Genomic DNA, 26,576 nt, shown 5'->3' on the forward strand with positions numbered 1-26,576 from the left:
AATTTAAAATTGAGCAAAATTGGCGTATAATTCTAATTTTGCACGTTAATAATTTAAAAATAATGTCAAAATACACAAAATACCTTTTTTTACTATCGGTAATCGTTTTCTTGGTAAGCGGAAAATTATCGGCACAGTTGACAAAAGGGCAGTTAATAGACGGTATCGCAGCTGTTATTGGAGATGAAATAATTCTGGAATCCGATATAGAAGATCAGGCTAATTATGCGAAGCAGCAGGGGACCAATGTTGGAAATAAATGTGAATTTATGGAAAGCATCCTTAATAACAAACTTCTCATTTATGAAGCTAAAAAAGATACGCTTATTGAAAACAGAAGTGCGGCAATCAAGGAAATGGCTGGTAATAAATATAACCAGATCTTGGCACAGTTTCCTGATGAAAAAGCGATGTTGGCAGCGTACAAATTCAGAACATCGTATGAGATGAAAAATGCAATCGAAAAAATTGATGCGGATAATTATTACGGTCAGCAGAAGTATGCGAGAATAACTGAAAAAGCAGATGTAACGCCTAACGAGGTTACAGATTTTTATAATCAGTTCAAATTTCAGTTGCCAAATGTAAAAGATGAAGTGTCTCTTTCCAAGATCAGTATGTATCCGAAACTTTCTGAATCTCACAGAAAGGAAATCATTGATAAACTGAAAAAAATCAAACAAGATATCAAAAATGGAGACAGCTTTGAAAATCTTGCCAGAATTTATTCCGAAGATGAAGGCTCTGCGGCTGTTGGTGGTCTTTATAAAAATATCAATATGGGACAGATGGTAAAACCTTTCGAGGCGGCTGCGCTTAACCTTCAGGAAGGTGATATTTCGGATCCTGTAGAATCTGAATTTGGATTTCATCTTATTCAGTTGGTTAAGAGAAATGGTAAAAAATATGATGCTAGACATATTCTTATAAAAAGTACGCCCAATGCAGAAGAACTTACAACTGCCAAAAAAGAACTTGACAGCATCAGAACTCTAATCCTGGAAAAGAAAATAACTTTCAAGGATGCTGCTTATAAATATTCCGATGATAAAAGCAATAAGTTCAGTGCGGGAATTATGACCAATAATCAGGATGGTTCGGACAAATTGGAAAAACTGAGTCTGGATCCAACAATTTCTTATCAGATTGCCGGACTTAAAAAGGGTGATATCACAGATCCTTTCCAGCAGGAAGATCAGCAGAAAAGGAAAATGATCAGCATTGTTCAGGTAAATGATATTATTGATGCACATCAGCTGGAACTAGCTACAGATTATGAAAGAATCAAAGATATGGCTCTTAATAAAAAGAAAAATGAGATTGTAGAAAAATGGGTTAATGCAAAAATTCCTTCATTGTTCATCTCATTGGATAATAAATATAAGGACTGCAACTTCCACAGTAACTGGCAGAAAAATTCTGTTGTAACTACGAAATAGATTAAACTAAATAATAAAAAGGGATGAGCAGAGATTGCTCATCCCTTTTTTATTTCCACCACTCAGAAAATGTTTGTGATTCATCATCCAAATTCAGCTTCTCACCAATCATTGGTGTACAAAGTCGGTAGTTTTTACCCAAACTGTTTTGCTTTACTTTTTCCAGAGGTTCGTTCCAGGCGTGCTGCGCAAGAGCAAACTTACCTGAATGTACCGGAAAGATATTTTTTGCATTAAGATCATTCACTACTTTTCCAAACTCTTCTGGCAAAGTGTGGATGTATTTCCATTTTTCATTGTACTGGCCATTTTCTAAAATTGCCCAGTCAAAAGGTCCAAAAGTTTCGCCAATTTTTTTAAAATGAATATCATAACCGCTGTCGCCACCGATGAAGATTTTTTTACCAGGGGATTCTAGAACATAAGAAGACCAAAGGGTGGTGTTTCTCTTAAACAGGCGGCCAGAAAAATGCCGGGCTGGAGTAGAGGTTATTTTAAAGTCATCAGCCATATTCCTGTTATCATACCAATCGAGCTCTATCATTTGATTTTCATCAAAACCCCAACGCTCAAAATGGGCGCCAACACCCAAACCGCAAATAACAGTTTTAATTTTTGGTTTCAGCTCTTTGATAGTTTTATAATCCAAATGATCGTAATGATCGTGAGAAATAATCAGAAAATCTATTTCTGGGAAATCGTCGGTAGTGTAAATATCTGTTCCTGCAAAACTTTTAGTAGTTCCGGGAATTGGAGAAGCGTTGCCACTTAGAACAGGATCAACTAAAAATCGCTTCCCCGAAAGTTGAAAGTAATAAGAAGAATGTCCCATCCAAACCAGAAAATTATCGCCCAGTTTTTGGTTTTTCAAATCGGTTTTCGTACTGGGAATTTTTTTGTTTGGAACCTTGTTCGGTGTTTTGTCTGTTAAAAACTCCCATAGAACTTTTCTCATCGTAAAACCTTCTGCCAGAGATGGCGTGAGGCTTAGATTCTGAAAAACACCATCTTTATAATTTGGAGATTTTTTGATGCGTTCCAAGCGTTTTCCTTTTATAGTTCCCCCAAAAATAGGATGGTTAGCCATAATTAAAATCAGGATAATAATCCCGGCAACAGCAAAATATTTGAACATTTATATTTTTTTGAATTAGGACGATCGACCGGCTTATTTACTTTAATTTATTTCCGGTCTACAATAAGAATCCATTCCTTATCTAAAATTTTATATCCCTTATCATAAATAAAAAAATACTGAGAACCATTTTTATAGGTAATGATTTGTGTGATATAATCGAAGTCAAATCCTGCAGCTTCCATTTTGCTTCTGGTCAGTTTTGTTTTGCCGTCTGTATTATTCTCAGAAAGAATTCGGTAATTTTTGCGAAGCTTGTTATTGATATTCCGCATCAGATTTGTAATGGTTTTATTCTGTTTATTGTTAAATGCATTTCTGCAAGCGTCTGAACAGAATTTTTTATCCGAACGCCCGATAATTTTATCGCCACATTCAAGGCATATCTGGTTTTCCATTGTGTTTTTTCTTTTTTTATTAGTCTTATACTCACATCATAGTTGTAAAGCTGGTGACATTTAGAGATTTATAAATTTATAATTTTTTAGCAGTTTTCAAAAATTTTTTTATCCGTTTACAAACGATTACAAACGGATATAAATACTTTTTAACCGAATCCTGCTTTTTTTTTGATGAAAATTTGCAACAGAAAATCGAGCGAAAGACAAAACACGACTTGGTTTTAAAAGTTTAATTCAAAAATTTAATATTATGTCTTTAAGAAACAAAGTGACGCTTATTGGTCACACAGGAAAAGAAGTAGAAGTTTTCAATTTCGAAAACGGAACTAAAAAAGCAACCGTTAGCCTTGCAACAAGTGATTATTATATCAATGCTGCGGGAGAAAGAGTAGAAGAGACGCAATGGCACAATCTCGTTGCATTTGGAAAAGTCGTAGATATTTTGGAAAAGTATGTTCCAAAAGGTAAGGAAATAGCAATAGAAGGAAAACTGACTTACAGATCGTATGATGACAAAGATGGCACAAAAAGATTTGTGACAGAAATCAAAATAGATGAACTGGTTCTTTTAGGATCAAATAAATAATATCAAATAAACCTCGGTAAGCAGAAAACTTGTCGGGGTTTTTGTATCTTAAATAGATTATGATGAAAGTAAAAGTTTTGAAAATAAGAATTGATGATCGGTTTCAAATTACAGATGAAGCCATAGTTAATGATTATTTATCCCGGTTCGAGTATGAATGCAAAACTCGTGGCTGATGAAATTACTTATTGGTCGGTTTTAATTTATTACAATAACAAAAAGAATAAGGTAATTTCTAGTAAAACTACAGTGAATTCAGAATCTGAACTTTCGGAAAAAGAAAAGATTATTTACAATAAGCTAAAAGATTGGCGTGCAGATAAGGCAAGAGAAGCCCAATTGCCAGCTTATATCATTTTTCATAATACGCATCTGATGTCTATTGCAAGACATAAACCTTGCACTTTGGACGATTTAGAAAATGTAAACGGAATCGAAAAGCGTAAGGTAGAGAAATTTGGTATAGAAATTCTCGAGGTTTTAGAAAATGCATAAATGTGAAATTTACAATAAAAATAACATGTTGAAGGATTGATTTTAAGATTTATCTCTTATTTTTGTTATATGCTAAACGATCAAAAAATTGAAAAATTCAGGCAAATTGTAGAAAATAAATTTCAAATCTACAATTCACTCTTTATGAGTTTGCCTTATGATAAAATGACCAATATTGGGATGCTTCTTCCGTTTCTTTACGAAGAAAGCAAAGAAGGTTATCAGCTGGGAAAATCTCCCGAAGAAATTGTGGAAGAGTTTTTCCAGAAACATACCGAGTTACAGACAGAAGATCAGAAACTGGAATTGCTATTCAAAATTATCCAATATATAGAAAGGCAAGTTGTACTTTTTGACAGTATAGAAGATGCAGCTTTCCAACAATTGCATTCTGAGAGTGACTCCGGAACGGTTCTTAATCTTTATGAAAGAGCATCGCAGGAACATCATCTTAATGCTATCCGCCAAAAAATGGATGACTTTGCTATTAAAATAGTGTTTACGGCTCACCCAACACAATTTTATCCTAATGCTGTACAAAGGATTATTCACGATTTGAGGGATGCTATCATCAATGATTCTGTAACTCAAATTGATATGTTACTTCAGCAGCTTGGGAAAACACCTTTTGTTAATAAGGAAAGACCAACACCTTTGGATGAGGCCATGAGCATTATTTATTATCTTAGGTATGTTTATTACCAAAGTATTGGAGAGCTTTATAAAAAGATAAAGCAGATTTTCGGGACTTCCAACTTCACGCCAAGTCCGGACATCATTCAGCTCGGTTTTTGGCCTGGCGGGGACAGAGATGGTAATCCTTTCGTAACAGCGGATATAACGCTTAAAGTAGCTGAGGAACTCAGAATATCAATCCTGAAAGATTATTACGGTCACTTGAAAATTGTGAGCAGACGGCTAAGTTTCCTGGGGGTTTCCGACGTTTTGGAAAAACTTAGTAAACAATTATATGCATCTATTTTTCAGAAAGATGCCATGATTTCTGCACAGGAGATCATTTCACAATTGGACGAAGCAGAAAAAATTCTAGTTGAGCAACATAACGGCCTTTTCAGAGATATTCTTGATGATTATAGAGATAGAGTGAAAATTTTTGGAACTCATTTTGCGACTTTAGATATACGCCAAGACAGCAGAATTCATCAGAAGGTAATGGATGATATTTTTTCCAAAGTTTCCGGCAATTCTGCAGATTCTAAAACAGCAGATGAAAAAATAAATTACTTACTAGATTCTGATGCTGTTCTTAATCCTGATGATTTTGAGGATGAAATGACCTGCGAAACACTGAAGAGTATATACAATATCAAGACAATTCAAGAAAATAATGGTGAACGAGGAATGCATCGTTACATTATTTCCAACTCGGATGAGGTAAAAGATGTGATGAATGTCTATGCTATGATGAAACTTTGTGGTTATGCAGATGATGAAATCAATATCGATATTGTTCCGTTGTTTGAAACGATGGAAGGTCTTGACAAATCTGAGGAAGTGATGAGAACTTTGTACAGCCATCCTGTTTATAAGAAACATCTGCAAAAACGAAACAACAAACAAATCATTATGCTTGGCTTTTCAGACGGAACCAAAGATGGTGGTTACTTGAAAGCGAATTGGCAAATCTATACTTCGAAAGAGAAGCTTACTAAAATCTCTGAGGAAAACGGAGTGAAAGTTGTTTTCTTCGATGGAAGAGGTGGCCCACCAGCCCGAGGCGGTGGAAAGACACATGATTTTTATGCCTCACAAGGTAATACGATTGCCAATAATCAAATTGAGCTAACAATACAAGGTCAGACCATTACTAGTGTGTTTGGAAATAAAGATCAAGCTAAGTTCAATTTTGAGCAGTTGCTTACAGCTGGAGTAGAGAATGATGTTTTCAAAAGCGTTAAAAAAGACCTGGACGAAAAAGAAAGATCTTTGATCTCGGAACTTGCAGATATCAGTTATAAAAAATATTCTGACCTGAAAGCGCACCCCATGTTTGTACCCTATTTACAAGAGATGAGCACTTTAGAGTATTATGGAAGAACCAATATCGGAAGCCGTCCCAGCAAGAGAGGCGCTGGATCTGAACTGAAATTTGAGGATTTGCGAGCCATTCCTTTTGTAGGTTCTTGGTCACAGTTGAAACAGAATGTTCCTGGATTTTTCGGTTTCGGCTTTGCCTTGAAAGCCCTAAAAGCGCAAGGCAGATTCGATGAAATCATAGCTCTTTACAAAGGTTCTGATTTTTTCAAAACCCTAGTTCTTAATTCTATGATGAGTATGAACAAAACTTATTTTCCGCTAACTTACTATATGCGTAATAATCCAAAATTCGGTGAGTTTTGGAATATACTCTTTGCCGAATTCGAATTATCCAAAGCGATGATGCTGGAACTCACGGGCTACAAAATCCTGATGCAAGAAGAACCAATTAACCGAAAATCTATTAAAATCAGGGAAAAAATCGTACTTCCATTACTTAGCATTCAGCAGTACGCACTAATGAAAATCCAAAAAAATGAAGGTGACAGGGAAACTTATGAAAAACTAGTCATGCGTTCATTATTTGGAAATATCAACGCAAGTAGAAATTCTGCATAGATTCCCTTAAATAGACATCAAAAAAAAAGGTAATGTACTGAAAAATAGTTGGTGGATTTTAGAAAATTAATGTTTAGATTCCGCCTGTTAATCCGAAGAGGAAAAAGGCAATGGTGGAGACCAACCTTTCAGCAATAGGATTAATGTTCAAAACGATAGTTTGAGGGTGAGATTTTCTCACCCTTTTTAAACCCAGATTCCGCATTAGAAAATAAACAGTCCCAAAGGGACGATTTAATAAAGGATAGGATGAAATCCTATTAATAAAAAATAAAATTAATTTTTTGCAGCAGGGAAACTCCTTTGGAGTTTTATCTGTGTAGAAAAATATCCAAAACCAATCTGCGTTCTATAGGAACGCTATCAGTAGTGTTTTATTTGTTTGTTATTATAGCGCACCGGGCTTAATTTCTTATTGTGTTTACACAGATTCTGCTCCTAAAGGAGCAATTTTATCATTTTCGGAGATTTAATACAACCGGCTATTGCGTAATTTGGGTTAAATTATCGGATGAACCTTATTGCTAAAAAAACTCTATTTTTCGTTAGAAAAATAAATGTACCATTTGATGAAGTTAATTCTGTTTTTCAGCGTTAATCCTCTGTGCAGATCCAGGTGGTTTTTCAGATGACTGAAGTACCCTTCGATTCCGTTGGTTGTTTTTGGAATGTTTGGATTATCCAAATAATGAAACATATTGGGAAGCGCCCTTTTTATAGTAAAATATGATCTTCTCAATAGTTTGTGGGTGTACCAATACCGTTCTGTTTCTGTATTAATAGTTTTTTCATTGATATAGTCTTTATGCCGCTCATACCACTCTTTCAACTCCTGTGTCCACCAGATTCGATCGTTATGCGTTTCGATTTTCAGCAATAAAAGAACGTGTTTTCTCAACTCTTGACCTGCAATATGTTTAGGGAATTTGGTTAGCCAAATCAGGCACATTCTCTGGATATGGACCAAACATCTTTGGATGATGATGTTCCTGTCGGTTTTTTTGATCGCCTTCAAAATACTTTTATCACCATCAGAAGTGATGCTTTCAAGCCTCACTCCCAACAACAAAAGATTGGCCAGGTCTTCTTTGATCTCCTCGTAATGTTCTCCGTCTGTGAAGCGGATTAATTGAGTGTAACCGTCGAGATCGTCCTGATAAGCCACCAAACAAAACTGTGCAAAGTAAGTGGCATCCATTCTTAAGTTGACTTTTTCCCGTTTGATGATTTTTAGTACTGGAGAGCTTTCCAGAATTTGATAAAAAGTCCTTTGTAGCGTATCCTTGGAGTATCCACTGTCTCGGCAAAGAGTCTTATAAGTCTGTCTTTCCAGCACCCATTTCCTAAACCACACAAACCTGTTTCTTAATCTTTGTTCTGGACGATTATTTGTGAAAAAAATTCCGCAGCTTTTGCATTTAAACCTCTGTTTTCCCGCTTGACTTCCCCAACGGATAACATCCAAACTTTTGCAAGCCCAGCATCGCTTTTTTTAGTCATTTTTCACACAAAGAAAAAGTTTTATGAAACACGTTTCATAAAACTTTCTTCTATGCCTTTATCCATCGTTGATATAATGAATTTTACCAACTATTTTTCAGTATTAAGCCAAAAAAAACCTCATTCATTGCAAATGAGGTTTTTATATTTATAAGCGAAATAATACCAGTTGGTATTAAACTTTCAAGATTTCTGCTTCCTTCACTTTCAGATGTTCGTCAGCTTTTTTCACATAAGCATCGGTAAGTTCCTGTATGTCTTTTTCCACACCTTTTATAAGATCCTCTGCTACGCCGTCCAGCCTTTTCAATTCTTTATTTCCTTCTTGCCTTGCATTTCGAATTACCACTTTTGTTTGCTCTGTTTCGGCTTTTGCTTGTTTTGCGAGGTCACGTCTTCTTTCTTCTGTAAGAGGTGGAACGTTTAAAATAATAACATCGCCATTGTTAGAAGGTGCAAAACCCAGATTAGAATTAATAATTGCTTTTTCAATAGGGCCAATTGCGGATCTGTCCCAAGGCTGGATAGAAATAGTCATAGCATCTGGCACAGATACATTGGCTACCTGATTGATTGGGGTCATTGCACCATAATATTCTACCATTACATCCTGAACCATTGAAGTTGATGCCCGTCCTGCTCTGATTTTCTGAAAAGCGTGATCCAAATGCTTGATTGCAGCATCCATCTCTTGCTTTACCGATGCTACAATGAGTTCTAATTCTTCCATTGTATATTTAAAATTTGATAATTGACACATATTCTATTCATAAAAGATAATTTATAAACGATAAATGATTGGATGTATGTATATCATTTACCACTCATTTATTATAATTTACATATTCACTAGGGTTCCAACATTTTCACCGTCTATCAATCGCTCCAGATTACCCTCTTTGTTCATATCAAAAACAATAATTGGGAGTTTGTTTTCGTGGCTAAGCGTAAAAGCAGTCATATCCATCACTTTTAGGTTTTTTTCAAAAACCTCGTCGAAAGAAAGACTGCTGAATTTTACAGCATCTGCATTTTTTTCTGGATCACTGTCATAGATTCCGTCCACTCTTGTTCCTTTCAGGATTACATCCGCATCTATCTCAATTGCTCTTAGAGTTGCAGCAGTATCCGTTGTAAAATAAGGATTTCCTGTTCCAGCTCCAAAAATTACCACTCTTCCTTTTTCCAAATGTCGAACAGCTTTTCTTTTAATAAAAGGTTCAGCTACTTTGTCCATTTCTATTGCAGACTGAAGTCTGGTCATAATCCCTGCATCTTCCAAAGCGTCCTGTAGAGCCATTCCGTTGATAACTGTTGCCAGCATTCCCATATAGTCGCCCTGCACTCTGTCCATTCCCGTTGCAGCGCCAGCTAATCCTCTGAAAATATTTCCACCACCAATTACGATGGCCACCTCACAGCCTTTTTCTACTACTTTTTTAATTTCGGTCGCATATTCTTTCAGCCTATCGTTGTCGATGCCGTATTGTCGGTTTCCCATCAATGCTTCACCACTCAATTTCAAAAGGATTCTTTTATATTTCATCTTTAGATTATTATATTTTTTTCGATTTTAACTGTGCAAATATAATGAAAGCAAAAGAATTACGTTCATTAAAAAGATAGTGTTATAAAAATTTTGATAAGTTACAAAATAGATTATTTTTGCAGATCCAAGACATAGTGTTGAATAAGTTTTACAAGCTTTTTTTTCTGTCCTTTTTTCAGGTGGTTTTTTCTCAGACAGGAACCACTGTTTATCAGTTTCTTAATATTCCGATGTCACCAAGGCAGGCTGTATTAGGAGATGCTGTTTCTGTACGTGATTCTGATGTCAATTTTACAAACGCAAATCCTGCACTTATGAACCTGGAAATGGATAAAATGTTATCCGTAAACTATTCAAGTTTTTTGGCAGGGACAAAAATAGGAAGCATTAGCTATGTAAGAGATCTGGCAAACGGTCATCTTATATCTTTTAATGCTAAATATATGGACTATGGAAGCATGCCAAGAACGGATGAAAATTCAATCATAACCGGTGATTTTTCAGCGATGGATGCTTCTGCAGGTGTTGGGTATGCTTATCAGTTTGAAGATGATTGGACTATTGGTGCCAACGTTAATTATGTCACGTCAAAAATTGATACCTACACGTCTTCTGCCATCACTGCAACTGCTGGTGTTACTTATTATTTTGATAAAACAAACGAGACGCTTGCACTGGTTTTTAGGAATTTTGGTTATCAGATCAAACCGTATAATGGTGTTAGAGAAAAATTGCCTTTCCGTGTAGATCTTGGTTATACTAAAATTCTGGATCAGTTTCCTGCAGCTATTACTATCACTGCACACGATCTTCAGCAATTTAATATTTCTGCAGAAACAGATATCAATGGTCAGCCAGTAAAATTTGGGAGAAAAGTTCTGGATCACTTGTCCCTTGGTGCAGAATTATTTCCTGGTCAGGCTTTTAACATCAGGTTTGGCTATAATGTAAAAAGAGGAGGTGATCTTGCTGTACTGGATCAAAGGAATTTCACTGGTTTATCGGCCGGATTCAGTCTGAAAATTTCTTCCTTACGTTTTGATTATTCTCATCTGCGATACCATAATTCTTCTAACGTCAATATGCTCGGTCTAACAATAGATCTTGTTGAACTAGGAGGAAACAGAAGATAACCGTTCTCATTTAAGCTCTATTTAATTTTTATTTTTTTGTCATACTTATTACATTTGCACTATGACAAAAAAACCGGTAATCGCCATAGACGGATTTTCTTCCACAGGAAAAAGTTCTATTTCTAAAATTATTGCAAAAAAGCTTGGTCTCATTCATATGGATACAGGCGCACTTTACAGAGGTATAACGTTTTATGCCATACAAAACTGCTTGAACCCGGATAAAACAATTGATATTTCAAAACTCATTTCGTCACTTACTGATATGAAGCTCGAGTTTCAGAATGTTGATGGAGAACTACAACTTTTTCTTAATGGAAAAAATATTGATAAGGAAATTAGATTTCCACAGGTTTCTGATTATGTAAGTCAGGTAGCAAAGGAAGCAGATGTTCGGAATTTTCTATTGAAGACGCAGCGTGACATTGCTAATAAAGGTGGAATCATAATGGATGGGCGTGATATAGGAACTGTGGTTCTTCCAGATGCGGATTATAAATTTTTTATGACAGCAAGTCAGGATGAGCGTGCCAGAAGACGTTTTCTTGAGCTTGAAGTGGCTGGTGAGAAAACAGATATCGAAACTGTAAAACAAAATCTGATTTCGAGAGATAAAATTGATAGTGAGCGCGAGTTGTCTCCACTCAAACAGGCTGATGATGCCGTCCTTATCGACAATACAAATATAAATAAGGAAGAAACAATAGCTCTTATTTTGTCCTATATCAAAAAGTTTTAACAAAAATTTAAGACACTTATTTTTTCTTTGGCATTTTAGTTGTAAATTTATAACTATAAAATAAATGGTTTAAAATAAACTTAAAAATTATAAATAATGTCAAAAAAATCAAATTCAGCAGTATTAGCTGCATTGCTAGCAGGGGCTGCTACAGGTGTTATTCTTGGCTTGCTTTATGCACCGGAAGAAGGTAAAGAAACCAGAAGAAAAATAAAAGATAAAGCAAACGACTTAAAGGACAAAGCTGCAGATGAATATAGTAAAACTTCTGAAAAAGTAAAAGATAAATATTCTGAAGTGTCTTCAACAGTGAAAGATAAGTACGATAATTTATCTTCACAGTTTAAAGAAACAGCACAAAACGTAGCTCAAACAGTAAAGGAGAGTTACGACAAATATAAAGATCAGGTGGTTTCAAAAACATCTGATGTTGTAAAAGATGTTGAATCTGAGCTTGATGGGTTGAAATAATCAGGCGGTTCATTAATCAAAAAGGAACTTAGTTTCTAAGTTCCTTTTTTTATAAATAAAGGTATAATTATGCTAAAAAGATTCCTATGGTAGAGATTTTAAAAGAATATGTGTCAAAACGTGTTGATCTTCTCAAAATTCAGTTCACAGAGAAATCTTCTTTGTCTGCTGGATTCGTTTCGTTCCTCTGCATCTTACTGATTGCATTTTCATTTTTTATTATTCTTCTCAATTTTGGAATTGCTTTTCTTATTGGTGAATCACTTGGTACTATATCTTATGGTTTTCTGATTGTTTCTGGCTTTTACTTTCTAATCGTTCTGATCGTCATTGCCCTAAAGAAAAAAATAGTCAACGCCATTGCCAATATGGTAATCGAATTTTTAAAACATTAATATCATGTCTCCAAATTATACTGATTTAAATGAGCTTAGAAGTCAAAAGAAACTTCTAAAAAATGAAATAAGCGAGTTGGAGGATATTCTAACCTTCAAAAATAAAAAAGAGAGTCTTAGTATTATGACTAATGGTCTTACTGACAGATTTCTGAAGGAAAAAGAAGATTCTGATGGAAGTACTTCACTTACAATTGATACCCAGAATATTATGAAAGAAATTTCTTCAGGTATGAAGGAAGCAGCTTCTAAAAAAAATATAGTTAGTCTTGCCGGAGATACGGTCAAGTCAGGTCTTCTGGAGAACACTCTAAGAATGGGAGCCGTTGCTTTAGTGGGCAATTATGCTAAAAAAAGCGTGATGAATAAAAGTTGGAAAAAGAAAATTATCGGCTTAGCTCTAATATATGTGGCGCCTTATGCCTTGAGATATTTAAGTGAAAAACTAGATGACTATCAAAAAAATAAAACAACTTCCAGCTTGGGCAAAATTATTTAATTTTATTTATTAGAAAATATCTGTCCTAGGATAATTCCTGCTGACATAGATACATTAAGGCTTTCTGTAGACTTATTTTTCCCAAACCTTGGGACTGTGATCATTTGTGAAATCAGTTCTTCAGTAGAAGGTCTTATTCCGTTTCCCTCATTCCCGAATATGATTGAAAATTTTGCCGGGAATTCAGTCTTATAAATATTTTTTCCGTCCATATCCGTTCCGAAAACTGGATATTTATAATTGGTCAAATAACTTTCTAAATTGGTATAAACTACGTTTACGCGTAGAAAAGATCCCATTGTAGCTTGTATAACTTTTGGATTGTAAACGTCTACAGTATCATTACTACAGATGATCTGTTCTATTCCGAACCAGTCTGCAAGCCTTATAATTGTACCCAGGTTCCCAGGATCCTGAATGCCATCTAAGATAATCTGGATATTGGTTTCGATAATTTTTTCGTTCTCACGAATCCTGCAAACCGCTACGGAATCCTTTGGTGTTTGCAAAAAACTGATTTTCTTCAGCTCCGCAGGCTGAATTTTGTGAACTTTAGAGTTTTCTAAATTGAGTGTGTCAGGATCTGTAGAATATAATTCTGTAATCTCATAATCCGAATTTGGAAGTTCTTTTATGATTTTATTACCTTCAACTAAAAACAAATTGTATTTTTGCCTGTATTTCTTTTTGTCCAGAGACTGTATTATCTTTATAGTATGAGCCGTAAGCATATCAACAAATATTTTCAAAAATATCATATATTTTATTACGCCGCAATTTTAAGTGTGTTTTTGTACGCTTGTAATGTGACAAAAAAAGTTCCCGACGGCGAATATCTCCTTACAGATAATAAGTTTAAATATACAGACGGGAAAATATTTTCCGATGAGATTCCGGATCTAGTAGCCCAAAAACCAAATAAGAAAGCGCTTTTTATACTGCCAATTGTTCTTGGTTTTTATAATATGGCCAATCCAAAGTATGATACGATACTAAAGGAATATATGACTTATCCAAATGAAATGAGAAATCAAAAACTTAGAGATTCTCTTTTCGTAAAGTACGGACATCCCGAATATGTAGGCAAAAATCTGTTTTGGAACCGTTTTTTTCATACCGTAGGTCAGGCGCCGGTTATCTATAGTGATTCTAAAACAAAGCAAAGTACCAAGAGTATTAACAACAGATTGATTAACAGGGGTTATTGGGATTCTGATGTGAAAACGGACGTTAAGCGAGATTCTGCAGCAAAAAAAGCGGAGGTAGAGTATATAATCACTCATAAAGATCCTACCTACATCAAAGAATATTTTTATAATATTCCAGATGGCAGTGTAAGAAGCATCTACGAAAATAATATTAGTAAAAGTCTTGTTAAAAGAGGTGGAATTTTGGACGAAACTGTTCTGGAAAAAGAGATTGTAAGAATCAACGATCTGATGCGGGAACAAGGTTATTATAAATTCAATAATGACAATCAGGATATTTATTTTGTGGCAGATTCTTTACAAAGCCGAAAAAATGTTCCTGTGACGATGAACATTATTAAGGATTCCATTGGTACACCTTACAGAAAAGCGACCATTGGGAAAATAAAAGTGTCGGTAACTAACAATAATTCTGCTGAAAATCTGCCGATTCACGATAGTCTTAGAGGAATCAATTTTTACAGAGCAGACAGTACTTATAAGGTTAATTCGCTTTGGCTTCCAATTATTGTAAAAACAGGGGAGGTTTACAAGCAATCACAATTGGATCTTACAAGAAGAAACCTGATATCGATGAATAATTTCACGATAATAAAAGCGTCAGACGAACTAAGGAAAGAAGGAACACCAGCTGAAAGAGACAGTATTATAGATGTGGAATATGTTCTGAGACCGCTTCCAAAATATGAATTTAATATTGCTACGGATATTCATTACTCCCAAATCCTGAACTTCGGTTTTTCACCTTCTGTAGATTTAACCACCAGGAATCTCTTTGGAGGTGCGGAAAACCTTATTACCAGTTTTTCAGGTGTGATAGGGACTACAAAAGATCCTAAAAATCCAGGGGCTATTTTCAATGCATACGAATTATCTGCTCAGGCATCTTTACTTTTTCCGAGATTATTAGTCCCGTTCCGGAATTATTATAAACTCATCCCAAAAAGATATTCTCCCACTACGAGCATTTCTTTAGGAACATCTATCCAGAATAACATTGGACTTGGAAGGATTAACTTCAATGCAGGTTTGAATTACAATGCCAATATAGAAGATGGAAAGATCCAACATAGGCTTACTTTGTTTAATACACAGCTCAGTCTCACCCAAAATAAAGATAAATATTATGACTTTTTTCCCGGCGATAATGATATAAGAAGAGATGTTTATAATCTTTACGAGATAGATCATCCGGGAACAGTTAATTCTGGAGCATCTTATGACGATATCTCTTCCACAATTCTTTCAGATGAAGCATTTATCACCAAATTGACTAATAATGACAGGAATCTGCTATACAACTTTTTGCAGTCCTTGTATAATAAAGAACGGCAGACACAGGATGTGATTATATCTTCTATCATTTACAATTTTGCTTATAATGAAATCGGGAAAAAAGATTACAGAAATCCTTTTGCATTCAACGGGAAAGTTGAAATTGCAGGAAATGTTCTTAATCTTCTTACAAAAAAGGAAGAAAATTACCTGATTACTGGTAATACGAAGACTATTTTCAAAATACCATTTTCACAGTTTATAAAATTTGACCTCGATTTCAAAAAATATTATACATTTTTTAATGATCAGGCAAAGCCTCATACATTAGCCTTTAGGCAGTTTGTAGGCATAGGAATTCCTTATGGTAACTCAAGTGAGATGCCTTTTATCAGATCTTACTTCAATGGTGGTGCGTACGATATCCGTGCTTGGCTGGCTTTTGGAGGTCTGGGACCTGCAGATTCTCAGCTGGATGAGCGCGTAAGATCTTATGCTATGGACAATGTTAAACTTACAACAAGTGTGGAATATAGAGTGCCACTGAATAATATGTTTGAAGCTGCTGTTTTTACAGATGCCGGTAACATTTGGGGTTTAAAAGATAATGGTTTTGGAGATCAGTTCAAGTTTAAAAAATTTATCGGCCAGATGGGAGTAGGAAGCGGTTTTGGATTAAGGGTTAATGTTGCTTATGTTACACTTCGTCTTGATATGGCTTATAAAATGTATGATCCTAATCAGCCAGAAGGAAGCAGATGGGTTGCCAATAAAATAAAACTGCTGAAGCCTACTTTTAATTTCGCAATCGGTTATCCATTCTAATTATTGTTTTAAAAATGCGTTGGTTCAAATTTATCATCATTATAGTACTTTGTCTTTTCGGACTCTATTCATTGTCTATGAATTTTGTTGATGAAAGCAAAAGTTTTACCCACCAGTCAGAAATCAATTATCCCATAGAAAAAGTATTTCCACAGTTTAATAACTTACAGAATTTCTCTTCGTGGAATGATTTTTTTACCGAAAAAAAAGCCCTGAGTTATTCTTTTTTTACACCTTACGAAGGCAAAGGCAGTTCTATGAAATATTCTGATAAATCGAGTAGCGAGTCAGGAGATTTTTTTATACGATATTCCAATCCCGGCAAAACAATACGTTATCAGCTTTTCGAAGGGAAAAATAATAATCCTTATCTGATCGATGTGAAATTCAGACCAGAAGGAACAAAAACAAAAATATTCTGGAACATCCATACACCAAAACGAAGTTATCTAGAACGTTCAATTAACCTTCTGGCGGAAGACTTTTTCGTAGAGAATATTGATAAGAGTATGAAGAATCTTTATCAGTTATTAGGGAACAAAGTTGATAGAGATCAAAAATTAGCCTCAATCAAATACGATAGTATTATGGTTGAAAATAGAGAGGGAGAATTGCTTTTAGGCGTCAATGTCAGCACCAGAAATACCAAAGATATTCTTTTCAAAAACGTTATAATGAATCACGGAAAAGTGGTTAATTATGTGAAATCTGATTTAGGAAAAAAAGATGATGAATTTGGGATGCCTGTGATGCTTACTAATCCAGCTAACCTGAAAGATAAAGAAGTGTCTTATTTCTATGGTGTTCCATTGTCGAAAAGGATTTCTGTGAGCGATAACAATTTCAGTTTCCAAACACTCAACGCTTCTAAAGTTTATTACATCTATTATCAGGGGAATTATAACAACCGTGTGAAAAATATTCAGGAACTCCTTAAAAAAGCAAAGAGAGACACACTCAGAAACGGACAGCTTATGGAAGAGTTTTTAGAAGAACCAACAGAAAATCAGGACGTAAAACTTAAACTTTCCCTACCGGTTTATAGGTAATAGAATCTGATAAATATCATGTATATTTACGGGAATAAAACATCACTTTAGCCAAAGATCTACAAAAATTTAGTAAATTTGTTGGCAATTATTTAAAATTAAAATTTTAACAGATAATCTGTAATAATGGATAAATTTTCATTTCTAAATGCCGTACATGCTCAGTTAGTAGATGATATGTACGAGCAGTACAAAAAATACCCAGATGCTCTAGAACCTTCTTGGAAAGCTTTTTTCCAAGGTTTTGATTTTGCATTGGAAAATTACAGCGATGAAGATGAGACATCACAGTCCGTTTCTCAATCCGCTCCAGTTCAATATGCTCAGCAAGCAGTTACAAACAATGCTGTTTCAGAAGATATTTCAAAAGAATTCAAAGTAGTGAACCTAATCGAAGCTTACAGGTCGAGAGGTCACCTTTTTACAAAAACCAATCCAGTAAGAGAAAGAAGACATTACTTTCCAACACTTGATATAGAAAATTTCGGATTGTCTAAGGAAGATTTGAATAGAAAATTCAATTCTGCTACACAAACTGGGATGCCTGGTCCTGCGACTTTGCAAGAAATTATTACACATTTAGAAAACATTTATTGTGATTCTATCGGTGTAGAGTATATGCATATCCAAAATGTTGAGGAGAAAAAATGGATTATGGAATGGGTGAATGTGAATGAAAACCATCCTACATTATCCGCTGAGGAAAAAACTGAAATCCTTTTCAAATTAAACCAAGCGGTGGCGTTTGAAAATTATCTTCATACAAAATTCGTTGGACAAAAACGTTTCTCTCTGGAAGGTGGTGAATCTTTGATTCCTGCGCTTGACCAATTGATTACGCGTTCTTCGCAATTAGGTGTTGACGAAGTTGTGCTTGGTATGGCTCACAGAGGGCGTCTAAATGTTTTGACTAATATTTTCCAGAAGTCTTACAAGCAGATTTTCTCAGAATTCGAAGGGAAAGAATTTGAAGAAGATGTTTTCTCAGGTGATGTTAAGTATCACTTAGGTTCTTCGAAGAAAATTACAACTGCAAATGGTGAAGAAGTAAGAATTAACCTTACTCCGAATCCATCTCACTTAGAGACTGTTGCTGCGCTTGTAGAAGGAATTTGTAGAGCAAAAGTGGATAACGTTTACAAAGATGATTATTCTAAAGTTTTACCAATAGTGATCCACGGGGACGGGGCTATTGCTGGTCAAGGTATCGTTTACGAAATCGCTCAGATGATGAATCTGGAAGGTTACAGAACGGGTGGAACTGTTCATATCGTTGTGAATAATCAGGTTTCTTTCACTACCAATTATATGGATGCAAGATCGTCTGTTTATTGTACAGATATTGCAAAAGTGACAGATTCTCCAGTAATGCACATCAATGCTGATGATGTAGAAGCTGTAGTTCACGCCATTAGATTTGCTGCTGATTTCCGTGCGAAGTTTGGTAAAGATGTTTATATAGATCTTTTAGGTTACAGAAAATATGGTCACAACGAAGGTGATGAGCCAAGATTTACTCAACCAAATCTTTATAAATTAATTTCAAAACACCAAAATCCAAGAGAAATCTACAAAGAACTTTTGATTAAAGAAAATGTGGTTTCTGATGAAGTTTTGAAAAAAATGGAACAGGAGTTCAAAGCTTTGCTTGATGAAAACTTTGATGCTTCCAAAGAAATCGAAAGAAATACAATGGACATCTTTATGCAGGATGACTGGACAGATTTCCCACTTGGAGGTAAAGGTTGTGTTTCTAAATCTAATGTTGATACAAAATACGATTTAGAAAAACTTAAAGAATTAGCTATTAAGATTTCTACGCTTCCGGCTGATAAGAAATTCATTAACAAAATCACCCGTCTTTTCGAAAACCGAATCAAAATGGTGGAAAGCAATTCACTAGATTGGGCTGTTGCAGAATTGTTGGCGTATGCTACACTTTTGACAGAAGGTTACAATGTGAGAATCTCTGGTGAGGATGTGGAAAGAGGAACATTCTCTCACCGTCACGCTGTGGTAAAAACAGAAGATACAGAAGAAGAATACATTCCGCTTCGTCACATCAACGAACAAAGATTTGATGTTTACAACTCACATTTGTCAGAATACGGTGTTTTAGGATTTGATTATGGTTATGCAATGGCTGCACCAAAAACTTTGACCATTTGGGAAGCTCAGTTTGGAGATTTTACAAACGGTGCTCAGATTATTGTTGACCAATATTTGGTTGCTGCTGAAGAAAAATGGAAAATCCAAAACGGATTGGTAATGATGTTGCCTCACGGGTCAGAAGGTCAAGGTGCAGAACACTCTTCTGCAAGACTAGAAAGATTCTTGACACTTTGTGCTAACGAAAATATCATTGTTGCAAACATTACTTCTCCAGCCAACTATTTCCACTTGTTGAGAAGACAGATGAAATTCGGATTCAGAAAACCATTGGTTATTATGACACCAAAATCTCTATTAAGACATCCGAAAGTGGTTTCTCCATTGGAAGATTTAGCAAATGGAAGTTTCCAAACTGTATTAGATGACCCAACTGCTGATGCTGCAAAAGTGGAAAGATTAGTGCTTTGTACAGGTAAATTGTACTACGATTTATTGGCTAAAAAAGAAGAGCTTAATGATGATAAAGTCGCTTTGGTAAGATTGGAGCAAGTTTATCCATTGGATTTTGAAAAAATCAATTCAATCTTTGATAAGTATAAAAACAGAAAAGATTTAATTTGGGCTCAGGAAGAACCGGAAAACATGGGTGGTTGGAGTTTCATTTTAAGAAATTTCAGAGATACAGGTATCCAAGTGATTTCTCCTGTTGCTAGTGGAGCGCCTGCTCCAGGAAGTTATAAGATGTTTGAGAAAAATCAAACTAAAATCATCAATGATGTTTTCCAGACCGAAGATGCGCCTGCAAAAAGACCAGTAACGGCTTAATAAAATTAATAAACTATAAAGAATAACAGTTTCGGCTGTTCTGAAATTAAAAACAATTATTAGTATGTCAATATTAGAAATGAAAGTTCCTTCACCGGGAGAATCAATCACAGAAGTAGAAATTGCAACGTGGTTAGTCCAAGACGGTGATTATGTAGAAAAAGACCAGCCGATTGCAGAAGTAGATTCTGACAAGGCAACTTTGGAACTTCCTGCTGAGCAAAGTGGAATCATTACTTTGAAAGCTGAAGAAGGAGAAGTAGTGCAAGTTGGTCAAGTGGTTTGTTTGATCGATATGGATGCTGTAAAACCAGCAGGAAGCACTGCTGAAGCTCCGAAAGAAGAACCAAAAGCAGAAGTTAAAAAAGAAGAGCCTGCTCCAGTAAAAGCAGAAGCTCCAAAAGTTGAAACTTATGCGGCTCAAACACCTTCTCCTGCGGCTAAGAAAATCCTTGACGAAAAAGGAATTGCTCCAAGCCAAGTAACGGGGTCTGGTAGAGATGGCAGAATCACAAAAGATGATGCTGTAACGGCTTCTGTTCCTGCAATGGGAAGTGCTCCAGCTGGCGGAAGTAGATCTCAATCAACTACAAAACTTTCAGTTCTTAGAAGAAAAATTGCTGCAAGATTAGTTTCAGTTAAAAATGAAACAGCTATGTTGACGACTTTCAACGAGGTTGATATGTCAGAAATCTTCAGAATCAGAAAGCAATACAAAGAAGAATTCGCTGCAAAACACGGGATTGGACTTGGATTTATGTCTTTCTTTACAAAAGCTGTAACGAGAGCATTGAAACTTTATCCAGACGTTAATGCTTCTATCGATGGAGATTTCAAAATCAATTATGACTTTGCAGATATTTCTATCGCGGTTTCCGGACCAAAAGGTTTGATGGTTCCTGTTCTTAGAAATGCTGAAAATATGACATTGAGAGGTGTTGAAGCTAACATCAAAGATTTGGCAACTAAAGTTAGAGATGGTAAAATCAGTGTTGACGAAATGACTGGCGGAACATTCACAATTACTAATGGTGGAACGTTCGGATCGATGCTGTCCACGCCAATTATTAACCCGCCACAATCTGCAATCTTAGGAATGCACAACATTATCCAAAGACCAGTTGCTGTTGACGGACAAGTCGTAATCAGACCAATGATGTATGTTGCAATGTCTTATGACCACAGAATTATCGACGGAAAAGAATCCGTAGGTTTCTTGGTTGCTGTGAAAGAAGCTATCGACAATCCGGTAGAATTCTTAATGGATGGCGATGAAAGAAAAGCATTGGAATTGTAAGAAATTAAATTCAGTATAAAACTAAAAGAGAGCAGATTTTTGCTCTCTTTTTTATTATATTTAATTTCAAAATTTTATTCTGATGGAATGCTTTGAATTACCGATTTATAAAAAATCTCAAGAAATTTTTGATGTCCTTGAAACGATTACAAGTTTGTTTCCCGATGATAATGATTATTTACAATCAATTAAACAAAATTTATTAAGTGATATTATGACCATTCAAGCAAAAATTTGTGGAGCAGAAGCAGTAAAATTGTATGACATTAAAATGGAAAATGCCACCATCATCAGAAAAACGGCAAGAGATATTTTTGTTGGAGGGAACTCGTTGGAATATTTTGGTTTTTCTGATTCCAAATATTATCATTTAGTAAGAGATTTGATAGAGGAATTCAGAATTTTATTTATCGATTGGATTTCTGGGTTTAATCCCAAACATTACATTGTTGATAATTGGGGTTTGTTTAATCCTCAAGGAATTTCTCCAGACCATATTCAAAGTGATGATGAACTTGACTTTTTAGACGAAGATGAATAATTCTTTCATTCTTTGCTAAGTTTTAAGGCTTTGCGAAACTTAAAAATATTTTCAATAATTGATAAAATCATTGTGTTCTTTGCGTTCGAAAAATATTCTCACAAATACAAAAACCATTTCCAAAATTCACAATTAATCCTTACTTTTGAACAATGGAAAATTTCATCGTATCCGCTCGCAAGTACCGTCCGCAAGAGTTTGATACTGTTGTTGGACAATCTCACGTTACCGATACTTTGGAACACGCTATTGATGAAAGTCAATTAGCCCAGGCTCTGTTATTCTGTGGGCCAAGAGGAGTTGGTAAAACAACTTGTGCCAGAATCCTTGCAAGAAAAATCAATGAAAAATCTGGAGCTGCGGATGATGATGGATTTGCATTTAATATTTATGAATTAGATGCGGCTTCCAACAATTCTGTGGATGACATCAGAGATTTGATTGACCAAGTAAGATTTGCACCTCAAGTTGGTAAATTTAAAGTTTATATCATTGATGAGGTTCACATGTTGTCTCCAGCGGCTTTCAATGCATTCCTGAAAACTTTGGAAGAACCGCCTGCTCACGCGATTTTTATCTTGGCAACAACCGAAAAACACAAGATTATTCCAACGATTCTTTCAAGATGTCAAATTTATGATTTCAAGAGAATCACAATTGAAGATATTCAGGAGCATCTGAGAAAAATTGCAGAGAAAGAAAGTATCACTTATGAAGATGATGCGCTTTATCTGATTGCTCAAAAAGCAGATGGCGCTTTGAGAGATGCTTTGTCTATTTTTGATAGATTAAGCACCTTTTCCCAGAAAAATATTACACTCGAAAAAGCAGCTGAAGTTCTCAATATTCTCGATTACGATCAATATCTGAAAATTGTAGATTTAGCTAAGGAAAATGACATTCCAAGTGTTTTGACTGCTTTTGATGAGATTGTGAAAAAAGGATTTGATCCACATATTTTCATTGCTGGATTAGGAAATCATTTCCGTGACCTGATGATGGCTCAAAATCCTAAAACTCTGAATCTAATTGAAGTCGGGGAGAAAACGAAGTCCAAATTCGCTGAACAATCTCAGAAATGGTCTGCACAACAATTAATTGATGGAATCGAGATTTGTAACTTCGCAGACATCAATTATAAAAACTCCAAAAACCCGAGATTGACAGTAGAAATTGCTCTTATGCAATTGTCAAGTCTGACTGCAGGTTTGGAAGCTAAAAAAAAAAGTTTTTAATATTAGCGCCACTTCTTGAGGCTAACCTTATTCAAGAGCCAAGCATCAAGACAGAAGAGTCAAGATCAGAAGTTAAAGAACAGACAACCCACAAACAGCAACCAACCACTAAAGTTTCCTTTGAAGAACCAAAAAAAGTAATTCAGAAAGCATCGGAACCAATTGCAAGAAAATCTTCCAGTTCTCCATTCAGTATCAAAGCGGCTTTAGAAAAAAAAGAAGAAGTCAAAAAAGATGAATTTTCAGATGTCAAAGATGAAAATCTACCATCAAATCATTTTTCTCAAACGGATTTGGACAGAGAATGGGAAATTTTCCTAAAAAATACTTTAAAAACCAACACATTTCTTTACAATGCCATCAGCAGTTTTAAGATGGAAAAATCTGATGAGAATCTTGTGATAGTAAAGTATTCGTCTGAATTTGCTAAAGCAGAGTTTGATAGAGTCAGCCCAGAGTTTTTTAATCATTTAAGGCATAAAGTCAATAATTTTAAGTTTGAAATTGATTATCAAACAGACTTAACCATCAAAAAGGAAGTGATGACCAAACGAAAAATCTTTGATAAATTTGTGAAGATTAATCCTTTATTGAAAGATTTAGATGATTTGATGAAGTTTGATTTGACATAAATTTATATATTTGTTAAAGATTTCTTCAACGAAAGAAGGAAAAATATCAACCAAAATAAGCTAATAGTCCTTTAATGAGGGATTTATAAAATGGAATCAAACCAATTTCCATATTTTACAACTTCAGAATCTGTCAGTTCTTTTGACAGATTATTTAGCTTTTTTGGATTTTATTACGGGAATTTCAGAACCTATTATCGATTTTATTGGTATAGCTAACTGAATTTCTTTCTCAAAAACGCGCGGAAAAATTTCAAATTCCGTAACACATTAAAATTTTTTTAACGGCACTTTTTGAAAGGGAATTATAAATCAAAATTTATAACAGATACACTATTGCATTAATTTAAAAATATATAAAATTTAAAAATATGAACTTAAACGATTTAAAGAACGAGTGGATACAAGACTTCGCAAGCCCAATGATTATTGCTGGTCCTTGTAGTGCAGAAAGCGAATCTCAAATGTTGGAAACGGCAAAAAGACTGAAAGAAAGTGGTGCAGAAATCTCAGCCTTCCGTGCAGGAATTTGGAAGCCTAGAACAAAACCAAACGGTTTCGAAGGCGTTGGCGTAATCGGTCTTAACTGGCTGAAAAAAGTAAAGGAAGAATTCGGTTTCAAAACAGCGACAGAAGTTGCGAATGCGCACCACGTTTTTGCAGCATTGGAAGCTGATGTAGATATTCTTTGGATTGGAGCACGTTCTACGGTTAATCCATTCACGGTTCAAGAGATTGCTCAAGCATTGAGAGGAACCAACAAACCTGTTTTGGTAAAAAATCCAGTTAATCCAGATTTAGCACTTTGGATTGGTGCTTTAGAAAGACTTTTGGGTCAAGGTGTGGAAAATATCGGCGCCATCCACAGAGGTTTTTCAACTTATCAAAAGACTAAATACAGAAACATTCCGAACTGGCAGATTGCTTTAGACTTCAAAAATCAATTCCCAAATATTCCTTTGTTCATCGATCCTTCACATATTTGTGGGAACAGAACTGGTTTGGCAGGCATTGCGCAGGAAGCTTTCAATGTTGGTTACCAAGGTGCGATTATCGAAAGCCACTGCGACCCAGATAACGCTTGGAGCGATGCCGCTCAGCAAATCACACCAGAAGTTTTGGCAGAAATGATTAGCAATCTTCAGGTTCGTAATTCCGACATTTCTGGATATGAGGACGAAATGGGAAAACACAGAACTTTAATCAGTGATATGGATTTTCAATTGATTGAGTTATTATCTCAAAGAATGAAGATTTCTGAAAAAATCGGAACTCTTAAAAAAGAAAATAACATTGCTATTTTTCAGCCAGAACGTTGGAAAGTCATTACAGAATATGCAACTCAAAAAGCCTTTGAAACAGGAATGTCTCAGGAATTCATAGAGAAAGTTTTCAAAGCCATCCACGAAGAAAGTATCGAAGTCCAGAATAACATTATGATTGATAAATAATGTCAGTCTGAGGTTCTCGAAGTCAATTATTTGGGCAGCTTATTCCGCCTTCCACTCAAACCTAACGTAGTGGTTCATCGATTCAAATTGAAATAAATAAGAAATCTGAGATAAGTCGGGCTGCACAAGATTCTCTGTTTTAATAATAGAAACCAAAAGAAGCTAAATTATTAGCTTCTTTTTTGATTAAGGCTAACTTTAAATTTCTAAATTTGCCAATACAAAAATTCTACTGTTTGAAAGGAATCATCATCAAATCTACCGGAAGCTGGTATCAGGTTTTGGAATCTGAAACAAAACAAATCTTTGAGGCCAGAATCCGTGGGAAATTCAAATTAATCAAAACACGTCTTACCAATCCATTGGCGGTAGGAGACGAGGTCGAATTTTCTTTGGAGCAAGATGATGTCGCTTGGATTACCAAAATTTTTCCGAGAAAAAATTATCTCATCAGAAAATCGGTTAATCTTTCCAAAGAAGCCCATATCATTGCTTCTAATGTCGATATTGCTTGTTTCATTTACACTTTAAAATTTCCTGAAACTTCACTAGGATTTCTGGATCGTTTTCTGGCTTGTTGTGAGGCTTATAACATTTCCCCTTTGATTTTATTCAACAAAATGGATACACTGAACGATGATGAAAAGGAAATAGTAGAAAATATTGAAACAATGTATCAAAATATTGGTTATGATACACTTCAGATTTCATCTTATTCAAAACTGAATCTTGACCTTTTGATTGAAAAAATTAGAGATAAAACTTCGGTTTTCTTTGGACATTCTGGTTGTGGAAAATCAACATTAGTTAACGCGATGCAACCTAGCCTTGATCTCAGAACTGGCGAGATTTCCGACACGCATCTCAAAGGAAAACATACCACCACATTTGCACAAATGCATTTTTGGGATTTTGGAGGTTCGGTTATCGATACGCCTGGTGTGCGCGAATTTGCGATGATTGATGTTGAGAAAGAAGAAATTCAACATTATTTTCCTGAGATTTTTCAAAAAGGTAGAGATTGCAAATATCATAATTGTATGCATATCAATGAACCGAAATGTGCCGTTTTGCAAAGTTTAGAGTCCGGAGATATTGAAGAAACAAGATATATTACTTATCTCAAACTGATGGAAGAAGCCGAAGAAATTAATCAGAAATAAAAAAA

The 26,576-nt window shown here is 35.2% G+C and carries 24 protein-coding genes; 18 read left to right on the forward strand and 6 right to left on the reverse strand.

The genetic code is table 11. The annotated features are described in order from the left end of the window. The first annotated feature begins 62 nt into the window (after positions 1 to 62). On the forward strand, positions 63 to 1,439 hold the full coding sequence (locus EGH73_RS01050) for a peptidylprolyl isomerase (RefSeq protein WP_123280285.1): 1,377 nt from the start codon (positions 63 to 65) through the stop codon (positions 1,437 to 1,439). 49 nt (positions 1,440 to 1,488) lie between these two features. On the opposite strand, the gene EGH73_RS01055 is transcribed toward EGH73_RS01050, so the two are convergent. Further along, positions 1,489 to 2,574 (reverse strand): MBL fold metallo-hydrolase, encoded by a 1,086-nt coding sequence (locus EGH73_RS01055; RefSeq protein ID WP_123280286.1) that lies wholly within the window; start codon positions 2,572 to 2,574, stop codon positions 1,489 to 1,491. A gap of 47 nt (positions 2,575 to 2,621) precedes the next feature. Then, positions 2,622 to 2,972, reverse strand: a complete 351-nt coding sequence (locus EGH73_RS01060) for a DUF2116 family Zn-ribbon domain-containing protein (protein ID WP_089770820.1) — start codon at positions 2,970 to 2,972, stop codon at positions 2,622 to 2,624. Positions 2,973 to 3,225: 253 nt separating this feature from the next. Between EGH73_RS01060 and EGH73_RS01065 the strand changes: the two genes are divergently transcribed. The 3 genes from EGH73_RS01065 (at position 3,226) to EGH73_RS01075 (ending at position 6,672) form a co-directional block, all read left to right on the forward strand. After that, a complete protein-coding gene (locus EGH73_RS01065) occupies positions 3,226 to 3,561 on the forward strand; it encodes a single-stranded DNA-binding protein (RefSeq protein ID WP_089770819.1) in 336 nt (111 codons plus the stop codon). Positions 3,562 to 3,714: 153 nt separating this feature from the next. Beyond that, positions 3,715 to 4,056: an HRDC domain-containing protein gene (locus tag EGH73_RS01070; protein WP_184808047.1), complete on the forward strand. Its 342-nt coding sequence runs from the start codon at positions 3,715 to 3,717 to the stop codon at positions 4,054 to 4,056. A gap of 69 nt (positions 4,057 to 4,125) precedes the next feature. Further along, positions 4,126 to 6,672 (forward strand): phosphoenolpyruvate carboxylase, encoded by a 2,547-nt coding sequence (locus tag EGH73_RS01075; protein ID WP_123280288.1) that lies wholly within the window; start codon positions 4,126 to 4,128, stop codon positions 6,670 to 6,672. Positions 6,673 to 7,207: 535 nt separating this feature from the next. Here the strand turns inward: EGH73_RS01075 and EGH73_RS01080 are convergent. The 3 genes from EGH73_RS01080 to pyrH form a co-directional block, all read right to left on the reverse strand. After that, entirely contained in the window at positions 7,208 to 8,137 is a 930-nt protein-coding gene (locus EGH73_RS01080) for an IS256 family transposase, variant Zn-binding type (RefSeq protein ID WP_123280289.1), read from the reverse strand. A gap of 210 nt (positions 8,138 to 8,347) precedes the next feature. Next, entirely contained in the window at positions 8,348 to 8,902 is a 555-nt protein-coding gene (gene frr, locus EGH73_RS01085) for a ribosome recycling factor (protein ID WP_123280290.1), read from the reverse strand. Between the two features lie 108 nt (positions 8,903 to 9,010). After that, positions 9,011 to 9,718 carry a UMP kinase gene (gene pyrH / locus EGH73_RS01090; RefSeq protein WP_123280291.1) on the reverse strand — a complete coding sequence of 236 codons (708 nt, stop codon included), beginning with the start codon at positions 9,716 to 9,718 and terminating at the stop codon, positions 9,011 to 9,013. A 119-nt stretch (positions 9,719 to 9,837) separates the two neighbouring features. On the opposite strand from pyrH, the gene porQ reads away from it, so the two are divergent. The 5 genes from porQ to EGH73_RS01115 all read left to right on the forward strand — a co-directional run bounded on the left by porQ (position 9,838) and on the right by EGH73_RS01115 (position 12,958). Further along, positions 9,838 to 10,854, forward strand: a complete 1,017-nt coding sequence (porQ, locus tag EGH73_RS01095) for a type IX secretion system protein PorQ (RefSeq protein ID WP_245985355.1) — start codon at positions 9,838 to 9,840, stop codon at positions 10,852 to 10,854. Between the two features lie 61 nt (positions 10,855 to 10,915). Then, positions 10,916 to 11,593 carry a (d)CMP kinase gene (cmk, locus tag EGH73_RS01100; protein ID WP_123280292.1) on the forward strand — a complete coding sequence of 226 codons (678 nt, stop codon included), beginning with the start codon at positions 10,916 to 10,918 and terminating at the stop codon, positions 11,591 to 11,593. Between the two features lie 96 nt (positions 11,594 to 11,689). Beyond that, entirely contained in the window at positions 11,690 to 12,064 is a 375-nt protein-coding gene (locus EGH73_RS01105) for a YtxH domain-containing protein (protein ID WP_123280293.1), read from the forward strand. Positions 12,065 to 12,150: 86 nt separating this feature from the next. After that, entirely contained in the window at positions 12,151 to 12,459 is a 309-nt protein-coding gene (locus tag EGH73_RS01110) for a hypothetical protein (protein WP_123280294.1), read from the forward strand. A gap of 4 nt (positions 12,460 to 12,463) precedes the next feature. Next, positions 12,464 to 12,958, forward strand: coding sequence for a phosphoribosyl-ATP pyrophosphatase (locus tag EGH73_RS01115; RefSeq protein WP_123280295.1), 495 nt, complete (start codon positions 12,464 to 12,466; stop codon positions 12,956 to 12,958). A gap of 2 nt (positions 12,959 to 12,960) precedes the next feature. On the opposite strand, the gene EGH73_RS01120 is transcribed toward EGH73_RS01115, so the two are convergent. Next, positions 12,961 to 13,689, reverse strand: coding sequence for a TrmH family RNA methyltransferase (locus EGH73_RS01120; RefSeq protein ID WP_123280296.1), 729 nt, complete (start codon positions 13,687 to 13,689; stop codon positions 12,961 to 12,963). On the opposite strand from EGH73_RS01120, the gene tamL reads away from it, so the two are divergent. The 9 genes from tamL to rsgA all read left to right on the forward strand — a co-directional run bounded on the left by tamL (position 13,675) and on the right by rsgA (position 26,571). After that, positions 13,675 to 16,266, forward strand: a complete 2,592-nt coding sequence (gene tamL / locus EGH73_RS01125) for a translocation and assembly module lipoprotein TamL (RefSeq protein WP_123280297.1) — start codon at positions 13,675 to 13,677, stop codon at positions 16,264 to 16,266. The genes EGH73_RS01120 and tamL overlap by 15 nt on opposite strands. A gap of 14 nt (positions 16,267 to 16,280) precedes the next feature. After that, positions 16,281 to 17,315, forward strand: coding sequence for an SRPBCC family protein (locus EGH73_RS01130; RefSeq protein ID WP_123280298.1), 1,035 nt, complete (start codon positions 16,281 to 16,283; stop codon positions 17,313 to 17,315). 126 nt (positions 17,316 to 17,441) lie between these two features. After that, positions 17,442 to 20,252 (forward strand): 2-oxoglutarate dehydrogenase E1 component, encoded by a 2,811-nt coding sequence (locus tag EGH73_RS01135; protein WP_123280299.1) that lies wholly within the window; start codon positions 17,442 to 17,444, stop codon positions 20,250 to 20,252. A 64-nt stretch (positions 20,253 to 20,316) separates the two neighbouring features. Then, positions 20,317 to 21,549 (forward strand): 2-oxoglutarate dehydrogenase complex dihydrolipoyllysine-residue succinyltransferase, encoded by a 1,233-nt coding sequence (gene odhB, locus EGH73_RS01140; RefSeq protein ID WP_123280300.1) that lies wholly within the window; start codon positions 20,317 to 20,319, stop codon positions 21,547 to 21,549. Positions 21,550 to 21,631: 82 nt separating this feature from the next. After that, the gene (locus EGH73_RS01145; protein WP_184808049.1) at positions 21,632 to 22,090 is read left to right on the forward strand and encodes a hypothetical protein; all 459 of its coding nucleotides are present in this window, start codon (positions 21,632 to 21,634) and stop codon (positions 22,088 to 22,090) included. 152 nt (positions 22,091 to 22,242) lie between these two features. Beyond that, the gene (gene dnaX, locus EGH73_RS01150) at positions 22,243 to 23,325 is read left to right on the forward strand and encodes a DNA polymerase III subunit gamma/tau (protein ID WP_123280301.1); all 1,083 of its coding nucleotides are present in this window, start codon (positions 22,243 to 22,245) and stop codon (positions 23,323 to 23,325) included. A 374-nt stretch (positions 23,326 to 23,699) separates the two neighbouring features. Next, positions 23,700 to 23,957 carry a hypothetical protein gene (locus tag EGH73_RS01155; RefSeq protein ID WP_124802665.1) on the forward strand — a complete coding sequence of 86 codons (258 nt, stop codon included), beginning with the start codon at positions 23,700 to 23,702 and terminating at the stop codon, positions 23,955 to 23,957. A gap of 371 nt (positions 23,958 to 24,328) precedes the next feature. After that, positions 24,329 to 25,408 carry a chorismate mutase gene (locus EGH73_RS01160; RefSeq protein ID WP_123280303.1) on the forward strand — a complete coding sequence of 360 codons (1,080 nt, stop codon included), beginning with the start codon at positions 24,329 to 24,331 and terminating at the stop codon, positions 25,406 to 25,408. A gap of 236 nt (positions 25,409 to 25,644) precedes the next feature. After that, complete coding sequence (rsgA, locus tag EGH73_RS01165; RefSeq protein WP_123280304.1) at positions 25,645 to 26,571, forward strand: ribosome small subunit-dependent GTPase A; 927 nt, start codon at positions 25,645 to 25,647, stop codon at positions 26,569 to 26,571. The last annotated feature ends 5 nt before the right edge of the window (positions 26,572 to 26,576 follow it).

It is taken from the genome of Epilithonimonas hominis (assembly GCF_003730015.1).
Classification (GTDB): domain Bacteria; phylum Bacteroidota; class Bacteroidia; order Flavobacteriales; family Weeksellaceae; genus Epilithonimonas; species Epilithonimonas hominis.

Excerpts from the sequence above, each read along its gene's own strand:
- EGH73_RS01050 (WP_123280285.1), top strand. The coding sequence starts at position 63 with ATGTCAAAATACACAAAATACCTTTTTTTACTATCGGTAATCGTTTTC.
- EGH73_RS01055 (WP_123280286.1), bottom strand. The coding sequence starts at position 2,574 with ATGTTCAAATATTTTGCTGTTGCCGGGATTATTATCCTGATTTTAATT.
- EGH73_RS01060 (WP_089770820.1), bottom strand. The coding sequence starts at position 2,972 with ATGGAAAACCAGATATGCCTTGAATGTGGCGATAAAATTATCGGGCGT.
- EGH73_RS01065 (WP_089770819.1), top strand. The coding sequence starts at position 3,226 with ATGTCTTTAAGAAACAAAGTGACGCTTATTGGTCACACAGGAAAAGAA.
- EGH73_RS01070 (WP_184808047.1), top strand. The coding sequence starts at position 3,715 with ATGAATGCAAAACTCGTGGCTGATGAAATTACTTATTGGTCGGTTTTA.
- EGH73_RS01075 (WP_123280288.1), top strand. The coding sequence starts at position 4,126 with ATGCTAAACGATCAAAAAATTGAAAAATTCAGGCAAATTGTAGAAAAT.
- frr (WP_123280290.1), bottom strand. The coding sequence starts at position 8,902 with ATGGAAGAATTAGAACTCATTGTAGCATCGGTAAAGCAAGAGATGGAT.
- pyrH (WP_123280291.1), bottom strand. The coding sequence starts at position 9,718 with ATGAAATATAAAAGAATCCTTTTGAAATTGAGTGGTGAAGCATTGATG.
- cmk (WP_123280292.1), top strand. The coding sequence starts at position 10,916 with ATGACAAAAAAACCGGTAATCGCCATAGACGGATTTTCTTCCACAGGA.
- EGH73_RS01105 (WP_123280293.1), top strand. The coding sequence starts at position 11,690 with ATGTCAAAAAAATCAAATTCAGCAGTATTAGCTGCATTGCTAGCAGGG.
- EGH73_RS01110 (WP_123280294.1), top strand. The coding sequence starts at position 12,151 with ATGGTAGAGATTTTAAAAGAATATGTGTCAAAACGTGTTGATCTTCTC.
- EGH73_RS01115 (WP_123280295.1), top strand. The coding sequence starts at position 12,464 with ATGTCTCCAAATTATACTGATTTAAATGAGCTTAGAAGTCAAAAGAAA.
- tamL (WP_123280297.1), top strand. The coding sequence starts at position 13,675 with ATGAGCCGTAAGCATATCAACAAATATTTTCAAAAATATCATATATTT.
- EGH73_RS01120 (WP_123280296.1), bottom strand. The coding sequence starts at position 13,689 with ATGCTTACGGCTCATACTATAAAGATAATACAGTCTCTGGACAAAAAG.
- EGH73_RS01130 (WP_123280298.1), top strand. The coding sequence starts at position 16,281 with ATGCGTTGGTTCAAATTTATCATCATTATAGTACTTTGTCTTTTCGGA.
- EGH73_RS01135 (WP_123280299.1), top strand. The coding sequence starts at position 17,442 with ATGGATAAATTTTCATTTCTAAATGCCGTACATGCTCAGTTAGTAGAT.
- odhB (WP_123280300.1), top strand. The coding sequence starts at position 20,317 with ATGTCAATATTAGAAATGAAAGTTCCTTCACCGGGAGAATCAATCACA.
- EGH73_RS01145 (WP_184808049.1), top strand. The coding sequence starts at position 21,632 with ATGGAATGCTTTGAATTACCGATTTATAAAAAATCTCAAGAAATTTTT.
- dnaX (WP_123280301.1), top strand. The coding sequence starts at position 22,243 with ATGGAAAATTTCATCGTATCCGCTCGCAAGTACCGTCCGCAAGAGTTT.
- EGH73_RS01155 (WP_124802665.1), top strand. The coding sequence starts at position 23,700 with ATGGAAAAATCTGATGAGAATCTTGTGATAGTAAAGTATTCGTCTGAA.
- EGH73_RS01160 (WP_123280303.1), top strand. The coding sequence starts at position 24,329 with ATGAACTTAAACGATTTAAAGAACGAGTGGATACAAGACTTCGCAAGC.